This is a genomic window from Nocardia sp. bgisy134, assembly GCF_965341865.1.
GTDB lineage: Bacteria > Actinomycetota > Actinomycetes > Mycobacteriales > Mycobacteriaceae > Nocardia.
Window position 1 is genome coordinate 107,854 of sequence record NZ_CBDQZP010000006.1, and the last position, 22,764, is coordinate 130,617.

At 68.6% G+C, this 22,764-nt stretch carries 22 protein-coding genes; 9 read left to right on the forward strand and 13 right to left on the reverse strand.

Annotated elements, in window-relative coordinates; translation table 11 throughout:
• Positions 1-124: 124 nt before the first annotated feature.
• Positions 125-904, reverse strand: a complete 780-nt coding sequence (locus ACRWNM_RS13075; RefSeq protein WP_431967019.1) for a class I SAM-dependent methyltransferase — start codon at positions 902-904, stop codon at positions 125-127.
• Positions 905-1,022: 118 nt separating this feature from the next.
• On the opposite strand from ACRWNM_RS13075, the gene ACRWNM_RS13080 reads away from it, so the two are divergent.
• From ACRWNM_RS13080 to ACRWNM_RS13095, 4 genes are all read left to right on the forward strand, one after another.
• On the forward strand, positions 1,023-1,253 hold the full coding sequence (locus ACRWNM_RS13080) for a ribbon-helix-helix domain-containing protein (RefSeq protein WP_431967021.1): 231 nt from the start codon (positions 1,023-1,025) through the stop codon (positions 1,251-1,253).
• Entirely contained in the window at positions 1,250-1,693 is a 444-nt protein-coding gene (locus ACRWNM_RS13085) for a PIN domain-containing protein (protein WP_431967023.1), read from the forward strand. The genes ACRWNM_RS13080 and ACRWNM_RS13085 overlap by 4 nt, the downstream gene beginning before the upstream one ends.
• A gap of 207 nt (positions 1,694-1,900) precedes the next feature.
• Positions 1,901-2,650, forward strand: a complete 750-nt coding sequence (locus ACRWNM_RS13090) for a thioredoxin domain-containing protein (RefSeq protein WP_431967025.1) — start codon at positions 1,901-1,903, stop codon at positions 2,648-2,650.
• On the forward strand, positions 2,647-3,213 hold the full coding sequence (locus ACRWNM_RS13095; protein WP_431967027.1) for a vitamin K epoxide reductase family protein: 567 nt from the start codon (positions 2,647-2,649) through the stop codon (positions 3,211-3,213). Before ACRWNM_RS13090 ends, ACRWNM_RS13095 begins: the two co-directional genes overlap by 4 nt.
• A gap of 28 nt (positions 3,214-3,241) precedes the next feature.
• Here the strand turns inward: ACRWNM_RS13095 and ACRWNM_RS13100 are convergent, their stop codons facing one another.
• Positions 3,242-4,342, reverse strand: coding sequence for a S1C family serine protease (locus ACRWNM_RS13100; protein WP_431967029.1), 1,101 nt, complete (start codon positions 4,340-4,342; stop codon positions 3,242-3,244).
• 216 nt (positions 4,343-4,558) lie between these two features.
• Between ACRWNM_RS13100 and ACRWNM_RS13105 the strand changes: the two genes are divergently transcribed.
• A complete protein-coding gene (locus tag ACRWNM_RS13105; RefSeq protein WP_431967031.1) occupies positions 4,559-5,614 on the forward strand; it encodes an NAD(P)-dependent alcohol dehydrogenase in 1,056 nt (351 codons plus the stop codon).
• An 80-nt stretch (positions 5,615-5,694) separates the two neighbouring features.
• Positions 5,695-6,927: an AI-2E family transporter gene (locus ACRWNM_RS13110; protein ID WP_431967033.1), complete on the forward strand. Its 1,233-nt coding sequence runs from the start codon at positions 5,695-5,697 to the stop codon at positions 6,925-6,927.
• Between the two features lie 149 nt (positions 6,928-7,076).
• On the opposite strand, the gene ACRWNM_RS13115 is transcribed toward ACRWNM_RS13110, so the two are convergent.
• Complete coding sequence (locus ACRWNM_RS13115) at positions 7,077-7,667, reverse strand: TetR/AcrR family transcriptional regulator (RefSeq protein ID WP_431967035.1); 591 nt, start codon at positions 7,665-7,667, stop codon at positions 7,077-7,079.
• Positions 7,667-8,092, reverse strand: a complete 426-nt coding sequence (locus ACRWNM_RS13120) for a VOC family protein (RefSeq protein WP_431967037.1) — start codon at positions 8,090-8,092, stop codon at positions 7,667-7,669. Before ACRWNM_RS13120 ends, ACRWNM_RS13115 begins: the two co-directional genes overlap by 1 nt.
• Before the next feature lie 206 nt (positions 8,093-8,298).
• Here ACRWNM_RS13120 and ACRWNM_RS13125 point away from each other — a divergent pair, with 206 nt between their 5' ends.
• Positions 8,299-8,586, forward strand: coding sequence for a hypothetical protein (locus ACRWNM_RS13125; RefSeq protein ID WP_431967039.1), 288 nt, complete (start codon positions 8,299-8,301; stop codon positions 8,584-8,586).
• A 178-nt stretch (positions 8,587-8,764) separates the two neighbouring features.
• Here the strand turns inward: ACRWNM_RS13125 and metE are convergent, their stop codons facing one another.
• Complete coding sequence (gene metE / locus ACRWNM_RS13130; protein ID WP_431967041.1) at positions 8,765-11,068, reverse strand: 5-methyltetrahydropteroyltriglutamate--homocysteine S-methyltransferase; 2,304 nt, start codon at positions 11,066-11,068, stop codon at positions 8,765-8,767.
• Positions 11,069-11,612: 544 nt separating this feature from the next.
• Here metE and ACRWNM_RS13135 point away from each other — a divergent pair.
• Positions 11,613-12,350, forward strand: coding sequence for a response regulator transcription factor (locus tag ACRWNM_RS13135; protein WP_431967043.1), 738 nt, complete (start codon positions 11,613-11,615; stop codon positions 12,348-12,350).
• A gap of 140 nt (positions 12,351-12,490) precedes the next feature.
• Positions 12,491-13,897, forward strand: a complete 1,407-nt coding sequence (locus ACRWNM_RS13140) for a sensor histidine kinase (protein ID WP_431967426.1) — start codon at positions 12,491-12,493, stop codon at positions 13,895-13,897.
• Positions 13,898-13,924: 27 nt separating this feature from the next.
• Here ACRWNM_RS13140 and ACRWNM_RS13145 read toward each other — a convergent pair whose 3' ends face one another.
• The 8 genes from ACRWNM_RS13145 to ACRWNM_RS13180 all read right to left on the reverse strand — a co-directional run bounded on the left by ACRWNM_RS13145 (position 13,925) and on the right by ACRWNM_RS13180 (position 22,758).
• Positions 13,925-14,413: a h domain protein gene (locus ACRWNM_RS13145; protein WP_431967045.1), complete on the reverse strand. Its 489-nt coding sequence runs from the start codon at positions 14,411-14,413 to the stop codon at positions 13,925-13,927.
• Positions 14,410-15,528, reverse strand: a complete 1,119-nt coding sequence (locus ACRWNM_RS13150) for a hypothetical protein (protein ID WP_431967047.1) — start codon at positions 15,526-15,528, stop codon at positions 14,410-14,412. The genes ACRWNM_RS13145 and ACRWNM_RS13150 overlap by 4 nt, the downstream gene beginning before the upstream one ends.
• A 62-nt stretch (positions 15,529-15,590) precedes the next feature.
• Complete coding sequence (locus ACRWNM_RS13155; RefSeq protein WP_431967049.1) at positions 15,591-17,009, reverse strand: MCE family protein; 1,419 nt, start codon at positions 17,007-17,009, stop codon at positions 15,591-15,593.
• A complete protein-coding gene (locus tag ACRWNM_RS13160; protein ID WP_431967428.1) occupies positions 17,006-18,250 on the reverse strand; it encodes an MCE family protein in 1,245 nt (414 codons plus the stop codon). Before ACRWNM_RS13160 ends, ACRWNM_RS13155 begins: the two co-directional genes overlap by 4 nt.
• Positions 18,250-19,512 carry an MCE family protein gene (locus ACRWNM_RS13165; protein ID WP_431967051.1) on the reverse strand — a complete coding sequence of 421 codons (1,263 nt, stop codon included), beginning with the start codon at positions 19,510-19,512 and terminating at the stop codon, positions 18,250-18,252. The genes ACRWNM_RS13160 and ACRWNM_RS13165 overlap by 1 nt, the downstream gene beginning before the upstream one ends.
• The gene (locus ACRWNM_RS13170) at positions 19,509-20,570 is read right to left on the reverse strand and encodes an MCE family protein (RefSeq protein WP_431967053.1); all 1,062 of its coding nucleotides are present in this window, start codon (positions 20,568-20,570) and stop codon (positions 19,509-19,511) included. Before ACRWNM_RS13170 ends, ACRWNM_RS13165 begins: the two co-directional genes overlap by 4 nt.
• Complete coding sequence (locus tag ACRWNM_RS13175; RefSeq protein WP_431967055.1) at positions 20,567-21,592, reverse strand: MCE family protein; 1,026 nt, start codon at positions 21,590-21,592, stop codon at positions 20,567-20,569. Before ACRWNM_RS13175 ends, ACRWNM_RS13170 begins: the two co-directional genes overlap by 4 nt.
• Positions 21,589-22,758: an MCE family protein gene (locus ACRWNM_RS13180; RefSeq protein WP_431967057.1), complete on the reverse strand. Its 1,170-nt coding sequence runs from the start codon at positions 22,756-22,758 to the stop codon at positions 21,589-21,591. Before ACRWNM_RS13180 ends, ACRWNM_RS13175 begins: the two co-directional genes overlap by 4 nt.
• Between the last annotated feature and the right edge of the window lie 6 nt (positions 22,759-22,764).

Below are 22,764 nucleotides of genomic sequence, written 5' to 3' on the forward strand. Positions count from 1 at the left end.
GCCGGGCGGCCCCCAGCGCGCGGCCCGTGCCACGCACGTTGCAGCGACGCCGGGCGGCCGGTCCGGAGTGCCGAGCGGCCCGAGACGGTGCAGCGTCCTGCGTTGCGGCGGGAGCACCGCGCGATCAGGCCGGGCCGGGCCGGTGCGCGGTGAGCACCGGCTGAAAGAAGCCGGTCTCCTCCGGCGCATGCCAGGTCGGTTCGGCGAAACCCGCCTCCACGACGAACTCGGTGAGCTGCGCCCTGGTCAGCGCCCAGTACCGCGCGCCGCCCACCCGGACGGCCCAGCCGTCGCCACCCTCGGTGAGGCGGAACATCTCGAAGTCGTAGCGTTCGCCGTCGTCGTCCCAGTGCCAGAGCTGGAAGGTGATCGCGCGCCCCATGACCGACTCGATCGATTTCGGCGGCTGCCCAGCCGGTTTGGCGGCGCGCAGCGCGTCGTAGTCGCGGGTCGTCAGCACCAGCAGACCGCCCGGCCGCAGCACCCGCCACATCTCGCCGAGCGCGGTACCGACCTCGACGGCCGTCAGCAGATGCGGCAACGCGTTGTCGGCACACACCACGGCATCCGCCCACCCGCCGTCGAAGGGCAGCGCCCGCATATCGCCTGCTAACGTCGGCAGCCGCAACCCCCGGGTCCGCGCCTCCTCGGCCGCCCGCGCCGCCGCCACCGGACTCAAATCCATCCCCACCACGGCATGCCCGCACGCCGCCAACCCGATCGCCTGCGTCCCGATCCCACACGCCGCGTCCAAGACGGTCGACGGCCCCGCCCCCAGACGCCCCCGCAATACCCGATCCAACGCCCGCCCCTGCCCCGCGACCGCCGCGGGCCAGTCCTGGTAGAGCAGGTGGTAGTCCCCGGCCAAATGGTCGTAGAAGTCGCGCGCGGTATCCCCGGACATGGCTCAACGGTAGACGGCGAGCGCCGGCGTCCGGGCGCGACAACGCTGCCATCAGTAGGCCGCCCACAGTCGAACGAGCCGTGGCCACGCCAGTACCCTACGTAGTACCCTACATTCTATGAAGACCAAGACGAGCGTGTACCTCGAATCCCAGCAGGCGGCCCGTCTCAAGCAGGCGGCGGAGGAGTCCGGGCGGTCGGAAGCCGATCTCATTCGAGAAGGGATCGACCTCGTTTTGCTCCGCACACACCGGGTTCGCCGAAGCAGGCCATGGCCGTCATTCGACTCCGGGGATCCGAATTTCGCCGCCGACAGTGAGGAATCGCTCGGCGAGGCCTACGGGCGATGAGCTTCTTCATCGCTGACACCTCGGCGATCATCGCGGCCTACGATCGCGCCGCCGAGCTGCAGGATCGCGCGCGCGAATTCCTGGCCACCTCAGTGGCCGTCGTCTCGCCGCTGGTGCTCGATGAGATCGATCATCTGCTGATCGCCCGATTCGGCAAAGACCGTCGCATCGCCGATCTCGTCCTCGACGATCTGCTCACCTCTGCCGAGGAAGGCGCGGTACTCGTCCCACCGATCGATCATGACGATCTTCGAGCGTCGCAGCAGATCATGGGACAGTACCGCGGGCTGCGACTCGATCTCGCCGATGCGGTCAACGTAGTGCTCGCCGAGCGCTACCTGACCAACGACATCCTGACATTGGATGAGAAGGACTTTCGCGCCATCCGGCCACTGACGCCTGCCCACCCCTCGTTTCGGTTGCTGCTCCAAGACGCTTGAGCCGTCGGCGCCGTCGTGGGCCCGCGACGCCGTCGGCCTCGGGCTGAGCGGAGCCGAGGCCCGCTGAGCCTCCGCACGCGACATTTCGGAATCTCTCAGGTTGACGCACGATGATGTGGACCATGCCCGCTCGACGAGGAGTTCCGGAACTACCATCGTGGCGGCAGGCGAAACCGGCAGGCGAGCGAAAGGCGTGGTGAACGCACGGTGAGCAACAATCCGGGACGGACTAATCCGCTGCTGAAGGCGGAGCGCGCCGACCGCAACCGCAAGATCCTCATCCAGGTGGCGGTGGCCGCCGTGCTGATCGGCCTGGTGGCCGCGATCGGCATCGGACTCGCGATCAAGAAGGCGGAGAAGGACGATCCCGGTCCCACCCCGACCATCGCCGCGGCGCAGACGCCGGGCGCCGTCGGCGGCTCGATCACCGACAACGGCTCCATCCGGATCGGCAAGCCCGAGGCGAAGGTCACCGTCCGGTTGGTCGCCGACCTCCAGTGCCCGGCGTGCAAGGCCTTCGAGGCCACCTACGGCAAGGTGCTCGAGGACGCGGTGAGCACCGGCACCGCCGCGGTCGAATACAACATCATCTCGTTCCTGGACAAGGCCTCCACGACCCAGTACTCGACCCGCGCGGCCAACGCCTCCTACTGCGTCGCCGAGCAGGATCCGACCAAGTACCAGACGTGGCTGTCGGCGATGTTCGCCCAGCAGCCGCCGGAGGGCGGCAACGGCCTGCCCGACGAGAAGCTGATCGAGATCGCGAAGTCGGTCGGCTACACCGACGCCGTCGCGAGCTGCATCACCGACGGCACCTACGAGAAGTTCGTCGCGTCCACCACGAACAAGGCCTTCGACGGCGGCATCCAGTCGACGCCGACGGTGTTCGTGAACGGCAAGCAGGTCAACCCGAGCGCGCTCGAGCAGACCATCGCCGCGGCGGCCGCGGGCCAGTGATCGCCGCGCCACCCCGGTCCGCCTGGCTGCTGTTGATCTGCGGCCTCGCGGGCTGGCTCGCCTCGATGGCGCTGACCATCGAGCGGTTCAAGCTCTTCACCGATCCCGGCTACCGTCCCTCGTGCAGCATCAATCCGATCCTGTCCTGCGGCTCGGTCATGGTCACCGATCAGGCCTCGGTGTTCGGGTTCCCGAACCCGCTGCTCGGCATCGTCGCGTTCTCCGTCGTGGTCACGCTCGGCGTCCTCGCGGTGGCCGGGCTCGGGTTCCCGAAGTGGATCTGGGGCGGCCTGTGGCTGGGCACGGTCGCCGGCATCGGCTTCGTCTGCTGGCTCATCTTCCAGAGCCTGTACCGCATCAACGCGCTGTGCCCGTACTGCATGGTGGTCTGGGCGATCGTCACCCCGCTGTTCGCGGTGGCCACCGACCAGCTGTGGGGCGAGTCGCGCGGCCCGCTCCGCGTGCTCGCCGAATGGCGCTGGACCATCGTCGCGCTCTTCTACGCGGTGGTGCTGCTGCTGGTCTTCCTGCGGTTCCAGGATTACTGGCTGAGCCTGTTCTGACCCTGCCGCCTGTGCTGACGCGCTCGCGTCAGTTCGGCGCGCCCTTGCCGAGCACCACGGTCACCGTCCGCTCGACGCCGCCCACGCCGATCACTCCCAGGCGCACCGTGTCGTCGGGCTTGCGCACGTTGATCGCGGCGCGCAGAGCCCGAGCGGTGGTGACCGCCTTGCCGTCGATGGACGTGATCACCTCGCCGTCGGCGAGTCCGGCGGCAGCGGCGGGACTGCCGTAGATCGCGACATCGATGCGCGCGCCGCTCGGCTTCGCGTCGGAGATCAGCACGCCGAGCGTAGCCGTCGGGCCGATGTGCACCGTCTCGGTCGGCGTGCCGGAGCGGATCTGGCGCACCACCCGCATGGCGGCGTCGATCGGCACCGCGTAGCCGTTGGGCTGCCGATCGACCGCCCGGTCGCGATCGCCCGACGCCGCGGTGATCACGCCGACGATCGCACCGCGCCGATCGGCCAGCGCTCCCCCCGACTGCCCCGAACTCACCGCGGCCGCGATCTCCAGCATCCCCGACAGCGCCTTGCGGGAGAGATCGGCCGAGTTCAGCGCGACGATCGTGCTGTCGAGATCGGTGATCTTCCCGGCGATCGCGGTCGGCGGGCCGCCCGTGCCACCCGCGTTGCCGATCGCGAGCACCTCGTCGTCCAACCGCAGATCGGCGGCACTGCCGAGCTGCGCGATCGTGAGTCCGGCGGCGTCGGCCAGCTCGAGCAGGGCGATGTCGGCGCTGGAGTCGTAGCCGAGCACGTTCGCGGAGTAGACCTCCCCCGTGCCGACCGACGTCACGGTGACCGATTCGGCGCCTTTGACCACGTGATGGCTGGTCAGTACCTGTCCATCGGCGGTGAGCACGATGCCCGAGCCCGCGGCCCCCTGACCGAACATCTGGGCGGCGGTGCTGATGTTCACCAGGGCCGGTTTCACGGCGGCCGCGACGGCGACCGGGTCCATCGGCGGGGCGGCTTCGTGCTCCATCGGCGCGACGACCGAGCCAGGGCCGGTGAACGGCCAGCCCGGCAGCTCACCGCGATACCCGAGGAAGCCGGCGAGGCTGAGCAGGGCGACCACGATCAGCGCCAGCGCCCGCCCGCCGCCGCTGCCGCGTCGTCCGTCGTCCATGGCACTCCCGCCTCTGCTACGCCTGACGAATTCCATTGTGGCCGGAGATCTTCACCGTAGATCAGGATTTCCGGCCGTCGCACCCGCCGAGGGTCGGAAAACCGGGCAGGATGGACATCCCCCGCGCTCCCCGGGGCAAACCCGTCTCGGCAAACACGCGGCGTCGCGAAGCCGTATAGGTTGGCAATCCGCGCATGCGACGGTAGGCATGTATTCATGAGCACTGTTGCCGCCGCCTACGCCCTGCCCGCTCCCGACGGAGCCTTCGAGAAGGTCACCATCGAGCGCAGGGAACTCGGTCCGCACGACGTGCTGATCGACGTCAAGTACGCGGGCATCTGTCATTCGGACATCCACACCGCCCGCGACGAATGGGGCGGCACCCGCTACCCGTGCGTGCCGGGCCACGAGATCGCGGGCCTGGTGGCCGCGGTGGGTTCTGCGGTGAGCAAGTACAAGGTCGGCGACCGGGTCGGCGTCGGCTGCATGGTCGACTCCTGCGGTAAGTGCGGTCCGTGCCTGGCCGACGAGGAGCAGTACTGCCAGGTCGGCGCCACCATGACCTACAACTCCGCTGTCGCGCCCGAGGTGCAGCCGGGCGGCTACACCATGGGCGGCTACGCCACCCGGGTCGTGGTGACCGAGAACTTCGTGGTGTCGATCCCGGAGGGCATCGGACTCGACGTGGCCGCGCCGCTGCTGTGCGCGGGCGTCACCCTGTTCTCGCCGCTGCGGCACTGGCAGGCCGGGCCCGGCAAACACGTCGCGATCATCGGCATGGGCGGGCTCGGGCACATCGGCGTGAAGATCGCCGCGGCGATGGGCGCGGAGGTCACCGTGCTGAGCCACTCGCTGAGCAAGCAGGACGACGGCAAGCGGTTCGGCGCGGACCACTACTACGCCACCGGCGACCGCCAGACCTTCCGCGAACTGCGCGGCCGCTTCGACCTCATCCTCAACACGGTCTCGGCCGACCTGCCGCTGGACGACTACATGAAACTGCTGAACCTGGACGGCACCCTGGTGATCCTCGGCCTGCCCGAGAACCCGTTGAGCGTCAAGCCGTTCACCCTCGCCGGCTACCGCAGGTCGCTGTCGGGCTCGATGATCGGCGGTATCGCGCAGACCCAGGAGATGCTGGACTTCTGCGCCCAGCACGGCATCGGCGCCGAGATCGAACTGATCTCCGCCGACGAGATCGACAACGCCTACGACCGCGTCGTCGCCAGCGACGTGCGATACCGCTTCGTCATCGACACCGCGACCATCTAGGAGTACTTCCGGCGGGCACGGGTTCGCGCCGCGCTGGCATGTTGCGGGCGGCCGGACGCGCAGCTCAGTACCGTGGTTTTGTGTCCGCGGATGACCAAGACTCGACCACGCCGAAGTCCGGTGCGGATTCCCACGCGCCCGGGTCCGAGAAGCCGAAGGCCGAGGCGTCGACGTCCGACGTCTCGAACGCGCCGCCGCCGTGGCTGTTGCGCGCCTTCCTGCTCGCCGCCGCCACGGTCGCGGGACTGATCGTCGGGTTCTGGGTGCTCCAGCGGCTGCAGGGTTTGCTGACCGTGCTGATGGTCTCGCTGTTCCTCGCCTTCGCCATCGAGCCCGCGGTCAACTGGCTCGCCGCGCGCGGGGTGCGGCGCGGCATCGCGACGGGCGTGGTGTTCCTCGGCCTGTTGCTGATCGTCGTCGGGTTCCTGTGGACGCTGGGCTCACTGCTCGTCAATCAAGTGACCACGCTGGTGCAGAACGCGCCCGAATACGCCGACCGGATCGTCGACTGGGTCAACAACACCTTCCACACGGAACTGTCCGGCACCGACATACAGAAATACGCGACGGAGTGGAGCGACCAGATCGAGGGCTATCTGGTCGGCCTCGCCGAAAATGCCTGGGGCATCGGAACGGCCGCCATCGGCGCGCTCTTCCAGGGGCTCGGCGTCTTGCTGTTCACCTTCTATTTCGCCGCCGACGGACCGCGCTTCCGCAATGCCGTGTCCTCGCTGCTGCCGCCGCATCGCCAGCGGCACGTGCTGCGCGCCTGGGACATCGCGGTCGACAAGACCGGCGGCTACATCTATTCGCGCGGCCTGCTCGCCGTCTGCTCGACGCTCGCGCACTACGTGGTGCTGCGGATACTCGACGTGCCATCGGCTTTCGCGCTCGCGCTGTGGGTCGGCGTGGTCTCCCAGTTCATTCCGACCGTCGGCACCTACCTGGCGGGCGCGCTTCCGGTGATCGTCGCGATGGTGAACGGCGGCCCCGGCGACGCGCTGTGGATCCTCGGCTTCATCGTCCTGTACCAGCAGTTCGAGAACTACGTGTTGCAGCCGCGCATCACCGCCACCACGCTCGACATGCACCCCGCGGTCGCCTTCGGCGCGGTGATCGCGGGCGCCGCGTTACTCGGGGCCACCGGCGCCCTGCTCGCCATCCCCGTCACCGCGACCGTGCAAGCCTTCGCGGGGGCCTACATCCGGCGCTACGAGGTGGAGACCGACGTCGAATCCCCGGCCCCCGAGCCGCCCAAGCGCAACGGCCGGAACCGGCTGCGGGAATTGATGGTCCGGATTACCCGCGCCTAGCACTGAAGGGTCCGTCGTCCTCCGTCTTGCGATGCGGCGACCGAACACAGTCCCGCGTTTACCGATGCTCCGGTGCGTGTCCGGGCGGCCCAACTGCGCGCGAAAGCAGATCGGAGCGGCAACCGTACAACGGGCCGCCTTCTGTTTCGCTAGGGAAGGCGGCCCGTGCCGTCCCCCGCCGCGACCAAGCGCATGACCGCGTCCACCGACGCTTCGGCGAGTTCGTCGTCCAGCGGCAGGTGGCCGAACAGCGCGCGAAAGTAGATCGGAGCGGCGACGGCGTCGAGGACGAAGTCCATATCGATGTCGGGGCGGACCTCGCCGCGCCGGACCGCCGCGCGTAGTGCGATTTCCGTGGTCTGCCGCCGGGGCTCGAAGACCGTGGCCAGGAAGTGCTCGCGCAGTTCCGGATCATTGCCCAGATCGGCGAGCAGCGCGGGGAGCACCCGATCGAGCGAGGTATCGCGGAGCGCAGCGACGAGATCGCGCATCGCCGCGGTCAGATCGGCGCGCAGGTCGCCGGTGTTCGCGGTGGGCCGCAGGCCGAGGAGATCGGCGACCACCGCCACCACCAGGTGCCGTTTGGAGGGCCAGCGCCGGTAGATCGCGGGACGGTGAATTCCCGATCTGGTGGCCACCCCGCCGATCGAGAGCTCGGCATATCCGTTCTCGCTCAGCAGTTCTCGCGCGGCGATCAGCACCGCCGCATCGATCCGATCGTCGCGCGCGCGGCCTGCCATCAGAACACCGGCCGCGGCATCAACATGACCAGCCAGCCGTCCGGATCGGGAAAAGCCAAGCCGCCGTGCGCCGCCCAGTACGGATTCTCGACGGGCACCGGCTCGACGCCGAATTCACCGAGCCGCTGCGCGACGTCGTACATCTGCGCCTCATCCTCGAAACAGAGGACTAGCAGATTCTCGGAACTCGGTGCGGCGCAGGGACTTCCGTCCACATGCGAGGTGAACTCGAGGTGATACTCGGCGCCGGGCAGACCGAGCATCACACCGTCGTACCCCGCGTGGTTCTCGAATCGGTACAGCTCGCGAAGGCCGAGCCCCTCGACGTAGAACCGCACCACCTCGTCCAGCCGATCCGTCGGCCGCGCGACCCGTACCTGGGCCACCCGTAGCGAATCGGGCCACGCTCGTTCATCCACAGTCATACCCAAATAATACGGTACGGACCGTACCGAAATAGCGGGTTGCGACCGGAACGGAAGCTTCACCTTGGTGGGATCGAACCACTTGGAGGGTGCGCTGGCGTGCACCCTGGGTGTCCTTTCGACGCGATCCGGCGTCGAGCAGTCTGGACGGCGTCATCACGACAGCGGGACCGCCCCGCCACACCGACACGAAGGAGCACCCTCGTATGACCTCGAACCAGCGCTCGACCCGCCGCACCCACCGGTTCGCCCGCGCCATGGCTATCGCCGCGGCGCCCGCCCTACTGGGCGCGGGCCTGCTGACGGCAGGCGTGGCCCAGGCTGGTCAGGACGCCAATCTGGCGACCTGTACCTGGCCCAACCTGGTGTGCGGAGGGCAGGTCGATCTGACCCCCGGCGGCCAGACCGACCTCACCCCGGGCGGCCAGACCAACCTCACTCCCGGCTCATCGACCGAGAATTACGACTCCTACGGTAACTACTACTACTACTGATCACGGTGCCTGCGTGCGGCTCCGCCGCGCTGGCGCCACTCCCTTGGCAGCGAGAGCAATTGCCGACCCACTCGGCTGAGGTACACACCGTAGCGAGTTGAGGTCCCCGCCGCAGAGGCGTGAAAAACAACGGGCCGCGTTTCCATTTCGTGACGGAAAAGCGGCCCGTTTCGGCTGACTATTCGGCCGTCGGCATGCGCCGCCGGATGCGCCGCGCGGCGGCGACCAGATTGCGCAGCGAGGGCTCGAGCTGCCAATAGTGCCGGGTCTTGAGTCCGCCGTCCGGATTGGCCCACAGCCGTTCCGGGGTGACAGCCTCGGCCGCTGCCGTGAGCAGTTCGTCGAGCTCGTCGATGTCCGGGATACGGGCCGAACGGCTTTCGTACACACCGGGACCGACACCGTGGCTCAGGCCGTGGCCCGACGCGCAGTCCTCCTTGAGCGCCTTGAGCACCCATTCGATGGAGCGAGTGGCGACGATCGCGGTGACGTCGGCGTCGAGCTGATCGATCGCCTCCACGACCTCGGCGCGACCGGAATAGCCGATGTGCGTGTGGATCTGGGTCTCCGGCCGCACACCAGAGGTGGCCAGCCGGAACGCGCCGACCGCCCAGCGCAGGTACTCCGCGCGGCCGACGTCGCGCAGCGGCAGCATCTCCCTGATCGCGGGCTCGTCCACCTGGATGATGGCGATGCCCGCCTTTTCCAGATCCACCACCTCGTCACGGATCGCCAGCGCCACCTGGTCGGCGGTCTCGTGCAGCGGCTGGTCTTGCCGCACGAACGAACGCGCGATCATGGTGACCGGGCCGGTCACCATGCCCTTGACCGGCCGGTCGGTGAGCGACTGGGCGTAGGTGATCCACTCCACCGACATCGGCGCCGGGCGCGAGACGTCGCCGTAGATGATCGGCGGTCGCACACAACGGGATCCGTACACCTGCACCCAGCCGAAGTGGGTGGTCGCGAAGCCGTCGAGCAGCTCGGCGAAGTACTGGATCATGTCGTTGCGCTCGTGCTCGCCGTGCACCAGCACGTCGAGGCCGATGTCCTCCTGCAGACGGATGGTGGCCTCGATCTCGGCCTCGATCCGCTTGCGGTACTCGTCGTAGGACAGCCGTCCCTCGCCGAGTTCGTACCGGGCCTGGCGAATTCGGTCGGTCTGCGGGAACGAGCCGAGCGTGGTGGCGGGCACCGGAGGCAGGTTCAGCTTGGCCTGCTGGGCGATTCGGCGCTGCTCGTAGGGCTCGCGCTCGCGCATCTGCGGCGTGATCGCGTAAACCCGTTGGCGCACCGCGTGCTTCTGCTTGAAGTGCACTTCCGTCGGCCGCTTGCGCCACTTCTCCGAGGGACCCTCGGTGAGCGCCTTGGCGAGCGAAACCACCTCGCCCACCTTTTGTTTCGCGAAGGCGAGGCGATCGGCGACGTTGCCCTCGATGTCGTATTCGACGAGCAGGTCGTAGGGCACGTGCAGCAGCGTGCTTCCGGTGGAGACCACCAGATCCGGGCACACCTTGGCCAGTTCGTTGAGGTACTCCAGCGTCACGAAACGGTCTGCGCGCCACACGTTGCGGCCGCTGATCACGCCCGCGTACAGCCGCTTGCGGCGGATGCCGGGCACCTCGGCGAGATCCTCGGGGCGGATGCGGTGGCTGGCCAGGTCCAGACCGATGGCCTCGACATTGGACGCGGCGAGGATGGCCAGCGCCGGTCCGAAATCGCCGTACTGACCGGTGACGAGCATGCGTGGCCGCAGCGGCGCCTTGGACAGCCGCTGGTAGGCCAGCTCGAACGCGGCCAGCTCGGCCTCGCTGCGCTCGCTGGTGAACGCGGGCTCGTCCAGCTGGACGCAGGTGGCGCCGCGCTTGGCGAGGATCTCGAACAGCTCCTCGTAGACCGGGAGCAGCTTGTCGAGCAGGGTCAGCGTGTCGAACTCGGCCTCGCCGGGCACCTGCCCCGCCTTGGAGAGCAGCAGCAGCGAGAGCGGGCCCAGCATGACCGGACGTAGCTCGATGCCGCGCTCCTTGGCCCGGTCGAACTCGTCGAGCAGAGCTTCGGGATGCAGCGAGAAATCGGTCTCGGCGTCGAGTTCGGGCTGGCGGTAGTGGTAGTTGGTGCCGATGTAGCGCACCAGCTCCAGCGGCGGCAGGTCGGGCCGCCCGCGCGCCATCAGGAAGTAGAAGTCCAGCGGCTCCATCACGTCCTGGTAGGGCTGGAACCGCTTCGGCACCGCGCCGAACATCAGCGCGTTGTCCAGCACGTGGTCGTAGAAGGAGAAGGTGTTGCCCGGCACCTGGGTGAGCCCGGTGGCGGCCAGCTCGCTGAACTGCTGTTCCTGGATGTCGCGACCGACCTCGAGCAGTTCCTCACGCGAGAGCGAGCCCCGCCAGTAGGACTCCAGCGCCCGCTTGAGTTCCCGGTGCGGTCCGATCCTGGGATACCCCAGAATGCTCGACCCGTAGCCATCCGTGACGTTGACCATGCGCGGCAACTCCCTTTCGATCACCTGCGCGATATCCGCTCCGCACGGCGGACGACGCACAACACTGCGCTTTCCGGTGTCCGGCCGAGCCGTGCCAACGGCCCGGCATCCTTGCAGCCTATGCCGATTACTACTGCTGTCACTGCGAAGCGCTGGTGGCGGCGCCTCACCTCATTCGGCCCGACCATTGATCGACCGCACATCCACAACACACCCGGCCACCTCAGGGGAGAGTCTCAGGCCGTCAGACTCGGGCTGGCACGACCTCCGACCGATCGCACCATCCACGCACTCCCAGCCACCCCCAGGGCGAGTCTTACGAGCCCGTTCGCGGCCCGTCTCGCGTCCGAGCGGTCGCGACGCATGCGCCGCAGGCGCGAGACGCGACCGCTCGGACGCGAGACACCAGGGGGCCGCGAACACGCGCGCGCCAGCGCGCCAAAAACACAGCCCGCAAACCCGCCCTGGATCACCGAACCATCAACACAGCTAGTTCCCAGGAAAGGTCCAGCATCCTCGCAGATACCTGGCGCACCATGAACTCATGACTGGTGCGCCCGCGGATCAGTCCCCCGAGGCCAGAGTGCTGGTGGTGGACGACGAGCCGATGATCCTCGAACTGCTCTCGGTGAGCCTGCGCTACCAGGGCTTCGAGGTGGAGACCGCGAGCGACGGCGCGCAGGCGCTGGACCGTGCCCGCAGCTTCCGGCCGCAGGCCTTGATCGTCGACGTGATGATGCCTGGCATCGATGGCTTCGGCCTGCTGCCGAGGCTGCGCGCCGACGGCATCGACGCGCCCGTGCTCTTCCTGACCGCCCGCGACGACGTGCAGGACAAAGTGGCGGGCCTGACCTTGGGCGCCGACGACTACATCACCAAGCCGTTCAGCCTGGAGGAGGTGGTGGCCCGGCTGCGGGTGGTGCTGCGCCGCGCCGGGCCCTGCGAATCCGCGAAGGAGAGTTCGCGCATTCGCTTCGAGGACATCGAGCTCGACGACGACACCCACGAGGTGTGGAAGGCGGGCGAGCCGGTCACCCTTTCCCCCACCGAGTTCACCCTGCTGCGGTATTTCATGGTCAACGCGGGCACCGTGCTGAGCAAGCCGCGCATCCTGGATCACGTATGGCGCTACGACTTCGGCGGCGAGGTCGGTGTTGTGGAGACCTACGTGTCGTATCTGCGCAAGAAGGTGGACACCGGCGAGCAGCGACTGATCCACACCTTGCGTGGTGTCGGCTACGTGATGCGGGCGCCGCAGCGCGGCCGCCCGCTGGGCCCGTGAGTATCGGCTCGGTGCGCGCAGACGCCGATCGGAAAGCGCCCGCCGCCAAGCGAACTCGCCCTTCGGCGCAGCGGCGCGCCGCCCGCGAAGCAGGCCGGGCGCGCCGGGCGCGGGAAGCGTTCGCGCAGCGGCTCGGCGCCATCCCCTTGCGGGTGACGCTGGTGGTGGCCCTAGTGGTGTTGGCGGCGCTGGGCCTGCTGGCTTCCGGCTGGGCGGTCACGTCGTCGCTGGAGGTGTCGCTGCTGAACCGCACCGATCAGCAGTTGCACGATGCCGCGATGACCCGCGCCAGGACCGCGCGCCCGCCGCTGCCGCCGCCGACTCCGCCGCCGGATCAGCGCACCGCGCCGAGCCCGTTCTACATCGTCACCGAGAACAAGAACGGCACAGGCACTTTCGTGTTGCAGCCGTTCAATGTCGACGCCACCCCCGATTTGCCGAATCCGCCTTCTCTCGAGCCGGTGACGGTGGGTTCGGTCGGTGATTCCGACGTCCAATGGCGCGTGGTGACCGTGCACCACCAGGACACGATCACCACGATCGCGTTGCCGCTCACCCACAATCAGCAGACCGTCCAGCGGCTGGTGACACTCCAGCTGGTGATCGGCCTCGCCGTTCTCGCCGCGCTCGCGCTGGCCGCGTATTTCGTGATCAGGAGCAGCCTGCGCCCGCTGCGCCGGGTGGAGAACATCGCGGCGGCCATCGCCAGGGGGGATCTGCACCGCCGGGTTCCGGTGCGCGGCACCAACACCGAGGTGGATCGGCTGTCCCGTTCGCTGAACGGCATGCTGGCGCAGATCCAATCCGCGTTCGCGGCGACCGAGGCCTCGGAGGCGGCGGCGAAGAGCTCCGAGGCGAAGATGCGCCGCTTCATCGCCGACGCCAGCCATGAATTACGAACCCCGATCACCACCATTCGCGGTTTCGCCGAGCTGCACCGGCAGGGCGCGGCCACCGATCCCGGGATGTTCATGGACCGGATCGAACGCGAGGCGCAGCGGATGGGCCTGCTGGTGGAGGATCTGCTGATGCTGGCCCGGTTGGACGCGCAGCGCCCGCTGGAGAGCGGCACGGTGGATCTGCTCGCGGTCGCCAGCGACGCGGTGCACAACGCCCGCGCGGTCGCCGCGGCCGCCGATCCGGACGGCCCGCGCCGCCCGATCGCCCTCGAAGTGTGTTCCGGTTCGGGAACTTTGGAAATCAACGGCGACGAGGCCAGGCTGCGCCAAGTGCTGGCGAATCTGCTGAACAACGCCCTCACGCACACCCCGCCGGACGCCTCGGTGACCGTTCGTCTCACGCCCGGCGACGACGACGTGCTGCTCGAGGTGGCCGACACCGGTCCCGGCCTGCCGTCCGAGGAGGCCGAGCGGATCTTCGAGCGCTTCTATCGCACCGACATCTCGCGCGCCCGCGCCAGCGGCGGCACCGGTCTGGGTCTGTCCATCGTGCAGGCGCTGGTCACCGCGCACGGCGGCGACGTGCGGGTCACCAGCACCCCGGGCGCGGGCGCCACATTCACCGTGCGGCTGCCCCGAGACTCCTAGAGCGGCGACTCCTGGATCGAGCGACTCCTAGATCGGCGTCACGGAGTCGACGAGCCAGCGGTCGTCGGTCTTGTCCAGCGCGACCCGCACCCGGCTGCCGGTGGTGGTCCCCTGCGGCGACTCCTTGCTGGTGGTCACCTGATTCAGGTACAGCAGCACCACCGCGTGGTCGCGGTCGGCGGAGACCACGCCGCTCGCCTGGGTGGTGGCCCGCACGGTGAGCTGCTTCTCCTTGGCGCCCGGCGCGATGGCCTGGCTGATCAGCTTCAGGTAGTCCTCGCGAAAGTCGGCGGACAGGTTGTCCGCGGCCTTCGGCAGCACGGTGTCGACGCTGCCGTAGTCATAGCTGAACATGGCCGAGACCGTCCGGTCGGCCGCGGTGACCGCGTCCTGCCTGGCCTGCTCGTCCTGCCGGTCCGACCAGTACCCGAATCCGTTGATGGCCATGACGATCACCGCCGCCAGCGCCACCGCGCCCGCGGCGCCCGCCGCGATCAAGCCCCGTGTTCCGTTCATGCCACGAACTCCACATTCGAGGCGGACAGGCCGGAGTCGGTGCGGGTCACGGTGACCCGGAACCGGTAGAACCGCGTCTGCGGCTCGGCCTGGCCCGCGTTGGTCAGGGTCTGTTTGGCGGCGACGAGCACCTTCGCGGAATCGTCGGCGTCGCTTTCCAGCGCGGCCTCGACGATCTCGCCGTTGGAGACGACCTTGGCCTGCTGCACGATGCTCAGGAACGGATCGACCCGGCCGTCGAATTCGGTCTTGAACTGGCCGGAGGCCATCGAGAGGATCCGGTCGATGTCCTCCTTGGCGGAGTCGGCCCTGATGGTGGTCAGATTCAGAATGGCCTGCCGCGCGGTCTGCACGTAAGCGGTGCGGCGCTCGTCGCGCTCGCCGGCGGCCCTCGCGACGAAGACCGAGGCGACCGCGCCCCCGACGAGGGAGAGGACGAGGACCGCCGCGACGGCCACCGCCACGATGCTTCCGACGACGGACCGGTCGCCGCGCAAGCCTTCGGCGGTGTCGTCCCCGTCGGTGGAACCGGAGGTCTCATCCGAGGACGTCGCCGTCTCGGCCTCGGCCTTACCGAGGTCGGCAGACGGCGCACCGGCGGATTCCACACCCGCCGAAACCTGCACCGGGTCGGCAGCACCGCTGTCCTTCGGCTCGCTCTTCGTCAGCGCGACGGTGTCGGCGTTTTCCACAGCCTCGGCGATCTCGGCGATCTTCGCCTGCCCAGCACTGTCAGCACCTTTCACCGCGCTGTCGGCATTCTTCGCCTGCCCGGCGCTCTCAGCATCTTTCGCCGGCCCCGCGCTGTCAGCATCTTTCGCCGGCCCCGCGCTGTCAGCATCTTTCGCCAGCTCGGCGGTGTCGGCATCCTTTGCCTGCTCAGCGCTGTCGGCATCCTTTGCTCGCTCCGCGCTGTCGGCGGGCTTCGGGCGGTCGGCGCTCTCGGCAGCTTTCGCCTGCCCGGCGCTCTCGCCGGCCTTCGCCTGCCCGGCGGCCTCGGCATCCGCAGTCCGCCCGACACTCTCGGCAGCCTTCACCCGCCCGGCGGTCTCCTCGCCGCCGAGCCGAGCGGCATCCGTCGCCGACTCCTCCGTCACCGCGTCGGCGCCCTCCACGGGCGGGCCCGCCGAGCGAACGGCCCGCCTGCGCGCGCGATGTGCATCTCCGCTGATTTCACTCATCGTTGCTGCTCCTCGAGCATCGCCTGCCAGCTCGGCGGTACCGTGCCGGAACCGCCGGGCCCGACATCACCTTGTCGGTAGGTGCGACCGTCGGTGCCTATGTACACGCCGGTAGCCGGATCGTAGGACTTGGCGGCCGCGGGCGTACTGAACGACGCGGGAGCGACCTGAGTGTCCTCGGGCGCGGGACCGCTCGCGGGCGCCACCGGCCGCGGCGGACCGAACGGCGGGTTGTCGCCGATGGGAACGTAACCGGTGCGGCACAGCTCCGGCGTCGGCGCGCGCACGCCCGGGTACTCCATGCACGGCGTGTTGCGGATACCGCGCACCTCGATGGGCGAGTCCTGCGGAATCTTGCAGTAGAGACCGGGCGGGGTCGGCACGGAGTTCAGTTCGCTCGGCGAGCGGCGCTCGTCTTCGGGCAGGAAGCCGGTGGTGCAGGCGGGCGGATCGTTGATGGTCATCATGAAGTCGACGAGCACGCCGTACTCGACCGGTCCCCGCACCGCGGTCATCAGCGCGGCGACCAATGGCGGGTACACGACCAGGATCTGCTCGAGGCCCGCGTGGTAGATCGTGGTGACCTGCCCCAGGCTGACCAGGTTCGAAAGCAGCAGCGGCAGCGTCGGTTTCAGATCCTGGAACTGCGTGGACACGCGCTGCAAGGCGGCCGGGCCGTCACGCAGGATGTTCGTCAGCGCCGGATCGTGCGCCCGCAGCTGATCGGTCACCGTGGCCAGGTCGGCGGTCCACGACCGGATCGCCGCGTCCGAGCGGATCTGGGTGTCGAGCAGCGGGCCGATCTGCTCGATCAGTTTCTTGGTCGGCTCGCTGCTGTTCTGCGCCTCCTGCACCAGCAACGAAGCGGAGTCGATGAACCGCTGCAGGTCGGGTCCCGCGCCGTTGAACGCGCGGAAGGCCTCGTCGATCACCTGCCGCAGCCGGGTATCGGCCACGCTGGAGAGCAGGCGGTCGGTCTGATCGAGCAGCGTGCCGACGTCCTGCGGCAGCTTGGTGCGCTCCTGCGGGATCACCGCGCCCGCCGCGAGATTGCCGCCCCTGGGGCTTTCCGCCGGAATCAGGTCGACGTACTGCTCGCCGACCGCCGAGACGCTGCGCACCCAGGCGTCGACGTCGGACGGGACCTTGTAGTCGCTGTCGATGGACAGCTTCGCCTCCACGCCCTCCGGCGTGAGCAGGACCTCCTGCACCTTGCCGACATTGGTGCCGCGATAGGCCACGTTGGCGTGCGGGTAGAGGCCGCCGGTCGCGGCCAGCTGCACGGTGACGTCGTAGCGCCCGATGCCGAACATGGCGGGCAGCTGCACGTAGGTGCCCGCCATGATGGTCAGGCCGATGACGGTCAGCACGGCGAAGATGCCGAGCTGGACGCGGACGAATCGGGTGAGCTTCATCGGCCCGGACTCCCTTGCGGCGCAGTGTCTCCCGCTCCCGGCAGCGGCACGGTCAGGCCGGGAATGGCGGGCAGACCGGGGATCGGCGGCAGACCGGGAATGGTCGGCGTCGGCTGGCCCTGGGCGGGTGGCTGCAGCGGACCGGTCGCCGGGTTGCCGCTTTCGCTGGCGGTGGGCGGCGCGAAGCTGCCGACGATGCCCTCGACGCCGCCGAAGCGGCCGCCGAGCGGGGTGCCGGTGAGCCAGTTCGAGTCCAGGCGCTTGCCCGTCATGTCCACCGTCATGAACAGATTCAGGTAGTCGCCCTTGATCGCCTTGTCGATGTTCTCCATCGGGAACGGGAAGGTGAGCAGGATCTTCAGCGACTCGATGAGGTTGTTTCCGGTGTCGGACAGCTGCCGCAACACCGGCTCCAGACTGGCCAGGTTCGCCTTCAGGTTCTCGCCGCTGGTGCTGATCACCCGCTGCGTCACGTCGCTGAGCTCACCGAGCGCGGTGAGGGCGTGGGTGATGTTCTCCCGCCGGTCGGCGAGCACCGTCAGCGCCGGATGGATGCGCTCGATCGCCGAGCCGAGCACGGCGCGCTGCTGGGCGAGCTGCCCGCCGAGCCGGTCCAGCCCGTTCAGCGCGGCGATGATGTCACCGGTCTGCGCCTCCAGGTTGGTGGTGAGCTCGTTCAGCTGCGGCAGCAGGTCGCGGATCGCGTCCTCGCGTCCGCTCAGCGCGGAATTCAGTTCGCGGGTAATGGTTTCCAGCTGTGCTACGCCGCCGCCGTTGAGCACGACCGACAACGAGGAGAGCACCTGCTCGGTGGTCGGGTACGCCCCGGCACGGTCCAGCGGGATGACGTCGCCCGCCTTCAGCTGGCCTTCGGGCGGCACGTCCGTCGGCGGGGCGAGCTCGATGTGGTTGCTGCCGAGCAGACTGGTCTGACCGATCTTGGCGGTCGCGTTGGCGGGCAGTTTCACGTTGCCGTCCAGCGAGACGGTCACCAGCGCGTGCCAGTTCTGCACCTCGATGCCGGTCACCGTCCCCACTGGGACGTCGTCGACGCGCACCGGCGAATTCTGGGTCAGCGTGGTGACATTCGGCATCTGAATACTGACCTGGTACGAGCCCTCGCCGGTGCCTTCGGCGCCCGGCATCGGCAACGAGTTCAGGCCGTCCCACTGGCAACCGGTGGCGCCGAGGGTCAGCGCGACGCCCATCGCGAGGACGGCGGTCTTGCGCATCGGTCGCATCATCGACCTCCTCCCGGAATGGCCAGGCCCGCAAGCCCGTTCGGCACGGTGATCGGCGCGGGCTGCGGCGTCTGCACCGGAACGCGCTCCTCCAGGCTGGGCGGGCTGTAGACGATCTGGTTGGGGAAGGCGTGCACGCCGGTGGCCGGGTTCAGCATGATCGGCGCGTAGTTCATGGCCAGCGAGTCGATCACCGGCGCGAGGTAGGTGGCACACAGGTCGGCGGAGCGATCCGAATCGTTCTCCTCCAGCGCGCGCACCGAGCCGCACAGGAAGCTCAGCGGGTCGGCCGTGTTGTTCAGCGCGACCGCGCCGGTGATGGTGCCCTGGGCCGGCTTGTAGAGCTGGTAGAAGTTCACCAGCGCCGTGGGACCCGAGTGCAGCACCCGTTCCAGTTCGGGGCGCTTGTCCACCAGGATCTGGGTGGCGTCGGACAGCCGCTGCACGCCCTCGGTGAGCTCGGCTCCGCTGCCGTCCAGGAAACGCTTGACGTCCGCCATCGCGAGGTCCAGATTGTCCAGTCCCGCACCGAGATCCGCCGAGACGCCGGCCAGCACGGAGGACACCGAGGCGAGTCTGCCGCCGAACTGCACGATCTGCTCGTTGCTCGCCGAGAGCACCTCGACGAACTGCTGCAGATTGCGGATGGTGCCGAACAGGTCGGTGCGGCCATCGGAGAGGGTGTTCAGGGTGGCGGAGAGCTCGCGGAGGGTCTCGCGCATCCGGTCGCCGTTGCCGTCCAGGTTGTTCGCGGCGGTGTCGATGAAGCGCCCGAACGAGCCCTGTTCGTCGTCGCCCACCGGGCCCAGAGTCGTTGCCAGCTTGGACAACTCGGCCTTGATGTCGTCCCACTCGACCGGTACGGCGGTGCGCTGGATCGGAATGGTCGCGCCGTCGGCCAGCTTGGGCCCGCCGGTGTAGGCCGGGGCCAGCTGGATGAAGCGGGCCGAGACCAGCGAGGGCGAGATGATCACCGCGCGCGCGTCGGCGGGGATGTCGATGCCGCGGCGGATGGTGAACTCGACCCGGACCTGATCGCGACCCGGCTCGACCTTGTCGATCTCGCCGACGTCGACGCCGAGCACCCGCACGTCGTCGCCGACGTAGAGGCCCGTCGTCGACGGGAAGAACGCGGTGACGGTGGTGGTCCCGATCTTGGTGATGCCGCGATACGCGCCGACCGCCACCAGTGCGGCGACCAGCACGCCCGCGACCACCCACGCCCAGCGCGGGCCTTTCTGAACAACCTTCGGCATTTTCATCGCGGCGGCTCCTGGACCGCAGGCCCGATCGACGGGGGCGGGTTCAAGAAGAAGTTGCGCAGGTCGTCCGGCAGGTGCTGCGGCCACACCAGCGCGTCGACCAACGGCTGCAGACCGACGGAGGTCGCGTTCACCACGTAGGCGTTGAACCACGGACCGTTGCCGACCTGCTCGCCGAGCGCGGCGGCGAACGGGCCGAGCCCGTCGAGCGCCTGGGTGAGGTTGTCGCGGTTGCGCTGAAGCAGGGCGAGCACCGAATTGAGCCGGTCCAGCGCGGGTTTCAGCTGCGCCTCGTTGTCGGCGACCAAGCCGGAAAGCTGCTGGGCGAGCCCGTTCACGTACACGATCAGCTGTTGGATCGCGGTGCGGCGGCGGTCCAGCTCGCCGAGTAGTTCGTTGCCGTCGAGCAGCAGCGCGTTGATCTGGGCGCTGCGGTCGGACAGGATCTTGGTGACGTTCTGCGCCCGCCGCAGCAGTTCGGAGAGCGCCTCGTCGCGCGCGTTGATGCTGCGCGAGAGCTGAGTGACGCCGTCCAGCGCCGCGCGCAGCGGGGCCGGGGTGTCGGCGAAGGTCTCCGAGAGGGCGTCCAGCGTCTCGTCGACCTTCACCATGTCCAGGCCGTGCACCGTGCCCGCCAGATCGCCGAGCGCTTCATTGAGCGAGTACGGCGAGGTGGTGCGCTCCAGCGGAATGGTGTCGTCGCGGCGCAGCGCGCCCTGGCCCTGCGGCAGCAGCTCCAAGGATTTGCGCCCGAGCACGGTGTTGGTCTTGATGGCCGCGGAGGTCTTGTCACCCAAGACGATCGATTCGTCGAGAGTGAACTTCACCAGTACCTTGGCGCCCGCCAGCTCGACATCGTCGACCCGGCCCGAGCGCACGCCGGCGACCTGCACCGGGTCGCCGGGCGCCAGCCCGCCCGCGTCGGCGAAGTAGGCGGTGTAGATCGCGCCGCCGCGGATGAACGGCAGCCGGTCGAACTGCAAGGCCGAGAGCGCCACCGCGATCGCGACGACGATGCCGACGATACCGATCGTGACGGCCGGGGATCGCTCGTTCATTCGGGGGCGCACCTTCCCGTCTCCTGTCCGCCGGGCATGTTGATGTGCAGCGGTTGTCCGTTCGGTCCGTCGACGATGAAGTTCGTGCTGCATATGTAGAGCGCGAGGAAGGAGCCGTAGGAACCGATGCGGATCAGCTTCCGGTAGGTCTCCGGCAGCCGCTCCAGCACCCACTGGACGGTGTCCGAGCCGTTGTCCAGGTTGGTGGCCAGCCTGCCGGTCTGCTCGATCGTGCCGCGCAGGTCCGGGCGGGCCTGGGCGAGCAGGTCGGTGAGGTCGCCGGTGGCGCCCGCGATCCTCGGCAGCGCGTCGCCGATCGGATCACGGTCGGCGGCGAGGCCGCTGACCAACCGCTGCAATTCGGTGAGGGTGGTGTCGAACTGCTCGCCACGCTCATCGATGGTCGCGAGCACGGCGTTCAGGTTGTTGATGACGCTGCCGATCAGCGCGTCGCGCTCGCCGAGCGTCTTGGCGAACGAGCCGCCGCTGTTGAGCAGCGAGACCAGCGTGCCGCCTTGGCCCTGGAAGATCTGCAAGAGCGCGTTGGTCAGGTCGTTCACCTGGCCAGGATCGAGCCCGCGCAGCAGCGGTTTGAAGCCGCCGAGCAGCATGTCCAGGTCCAGCGCGGGCGCGGTCTTGTCCGTGCCGATGGTGCCGCCCTGGCGCAGCTTTTCGGCCGAGCCCGGCCCGTCGAGCAGCTCCATGTACCGGTCGCCGACCAGGTTCTCGTATTTGATCGTCGCGCGGGTGCTGGTGAGCAGCTGGTGCTTGCGGTCGACGTCGAACTCGACGTGCGCCAGGTTGTCCTTGCCCACCTTCACCGAGGTGACCGAGCCGACCGGCACGCCCGCGATGCGCACCTTCGCCCCGGGCAACATGCCCGAAGAGCTGGTGAACACGGCGTGGTATCCGTATTCCCTGGCGAAGCGCATCTGGCTGAACACGATGGCCAGTCCGGCGAAGACCAGCGTCATCACCAGGGTGAAGATGGCCAGCTTCACCGTCGTCGCGGTGTTCTTCACGGCGCGCTCACCCCCGGAAGCCCGGCGAACAGCAGCTGGAACACCTTGGGGCCGTTGAATTCGAGCTTCATCGACGGCACGTAGGGCGTGCCCTCGTTGGTATCGGTGACGATGTAGTTCGCGTGGCTGCCCGGCACCCGGTTGTCCAGCCCCTCACAGCGCGGGCCGCCGGTCGCGTTCACCTTCGGCAGATCCTCCGGAAACTTGTACGGCTCGGCGCCGAACATGAAGTTGGTGTTCATCGTGACGCCCGGCTGCAGACCGCCGAACATCATGTTGGCAATCGGCATCAGCCGCCCGATCGCGTTGATCATGCAGTGCAGGCCGGGCGCGTACTCCTCGAGCAGGCCGGTGGTCGGGCGCAGCAGATCGAGCGCGGTGCCGAGGTTGTTCTCGTTCTCGCGCAGCACCGAGCCCGTGGTGTCGGCCAGGCCGACCAGGTTTGCGAGCACGTCGTCGAGGCCCTGCTGTTCGTCGACCAGCGTCTGGCTGGTGGCTACCGCGTTGTCCACGGTCCGCAGCAAATCACCCACGGTGTCCGCGTACAGGTTCGACACGTCGGCGGTGGCCGCGAAATCCTGTTGCAGTGTCGGCAGCGTCGGGTTGATCTCGCGCAGGTAGACGTCCAGGTTCACCAGCAGCTCGCCGAGGGTCTCGCCGCGGCCCTGCAGCGCGGTGCCGAGGGCGGAGAGCGTCGCGTTCAGCTTCTCCGGCTCCACCTTGGCCAGCACGTCGGACAGATGCTGGAACAGCGTGTTGAACTCGACGGTCACCTGCTCGGCGACGACGGTCGCGCCCGGCTGCAACGATTTCGACGATGCCTGTTCCGGCACAACGAAGTTGACGTACTTCGCGCCGAAAACGGTGGTGGACCTGATGTCGACGCCCGCGTTGGCGGGCACCATCTTCAGCAGTTCGGGGTCTATCGCCAGCTTCAGCTCGGCGCCGTCGTTGTGCTGGGTCACCTCGGAGACCCGGCCGATCTCGACCCCACGCAGCTTCACCTTGGCGTCCGGGTCGAGCACCAGGCCGCTGCGCGGCGCCTCGACCAGCACCGTCGCGGTCTTGGTGAACCCGCCGAGGAACATGGTCAGCGCGATCGCCACCACGGCGACCAGCACGAGCACCATTCCCAGGCCGGCGAGTTTGTATTTGATCTTCTCCATACCGCC

Bases quoted from the DNA above. Each gene is read 5' to 3' on its own strand.
- ACRWNM_RS13075 (WP_431967019.1), bottom strand. From the start codon at position 904: ATGTCCGGGGATACCGCGCGCGACTTCTACGACCATTTGGCCGGGGAC.
- ACRWNM_RS13080 (WP_431967021.1), top strand. From the start codon at position 1,023: ATGAAGACCAAGACGAGCGTGTACCTCGAATCCCAGCAGGCGGCCCGT.
- ACRWNM_RS13085 (WP_431967023.1), top strand. From the start codon at position 1,250: ATGAGCTTCTTCATCGCTGACACCTCGGCGATCATCGCGGCCTACGAT.
- ACRWNM_RS13100 (WP_431967029.1), bottom strand. From the start codon at position 4,342: ATGGACGACGGACGACGCGGCAGCGGCGGCGGGCGGGCGCTGGCGCTG.
- ACRWNM_RS13105 (WP_431967031.1), top strand. From the start codon at position 4,559: ATGAGCACTGTTGCCGCCGCCTACGCCCTGCCCGCTCCCGACGGAGCC.
- ACRWNM_RS13115 (WP_431967035.1), bottom strand. From the start codon at position 7,667: ATGGCAGGCCGCGCGCGCGACGATCGGATCGATGCGGCGGTGCTGATC.
- ACRWNM_RS13120 (WP_431967037.1), bottom strand. From the start codon at position 8,092: ATGACTGTGGATGAACGAGCGTGGCCCGATTCGCTACGGGTGGCCCAG.
- ACRWNM_RS13125 (WP_431967039.1), top strand. From the start codon at position 8,299: ATGACCTCGAACCAGCGCTCGACCCGCCGCACCCACCGGTTCGCCCGC.
- metE (WP_431967041.1), bottom strand. From the start codon at position 11,068: ATGGTCAACGTCACGGATGGCTACGGGTCGAGCATTCTGGGGTATCCC.
- ACRWNM_RS13135 (WP_431967043.1), top strand. From the start codon at position 11,613: ATGACTGGTGCGCCCGCGGATCAGTCCCCCGAGGCCAGAGTGCTGGTG.
- ACRWNM_RS13145 (WP_431967045.1), bottom strand. From the start codon at position 14,413: ATGAACGGAACACGGGGCTTGATCGCGGCGGGCGCCGCGGGCGCGGTG.
- ACRWNM_RS13155 (WP_431967049.1), bottom strand. From the start codon at position 17,009: ATGAAGCTCACCCGATTCGTCCGCGTCCAGCTCGGCATCTTCGCCGTG.
- ACRWNM_RS13160 (WP_431967428.1), bottom strand. From the start codon at position 18,250: ATGCGACCGATGCGCAAGACCGCCGTCCTCGCGATGGGCGTCGCGCTG.
- ACRWNM_RS13165 (WP_431967051.1), bottom strand. From the start codon at position 19,512: ATGAAAATGCCGAAGGTTGTTCAGAAAGGCCCGCGCTGGGCGTGGGTG.
- ACRWNM_RS13170 (WP_431967053.1), bottom strand. From the start codon at position 20,570: ATGAACGAGCGATCCCCGGCCGTCACGATCGGTATCGTCGGCATCGTC.
- ACRWNM_RS13180 (WP_431967057.1), bottom strand. From the start codon at position 22,758: ATGGAGAAGATCAAATACAAACTCGCCGGCCTGGGAATGGTGCTCGTG.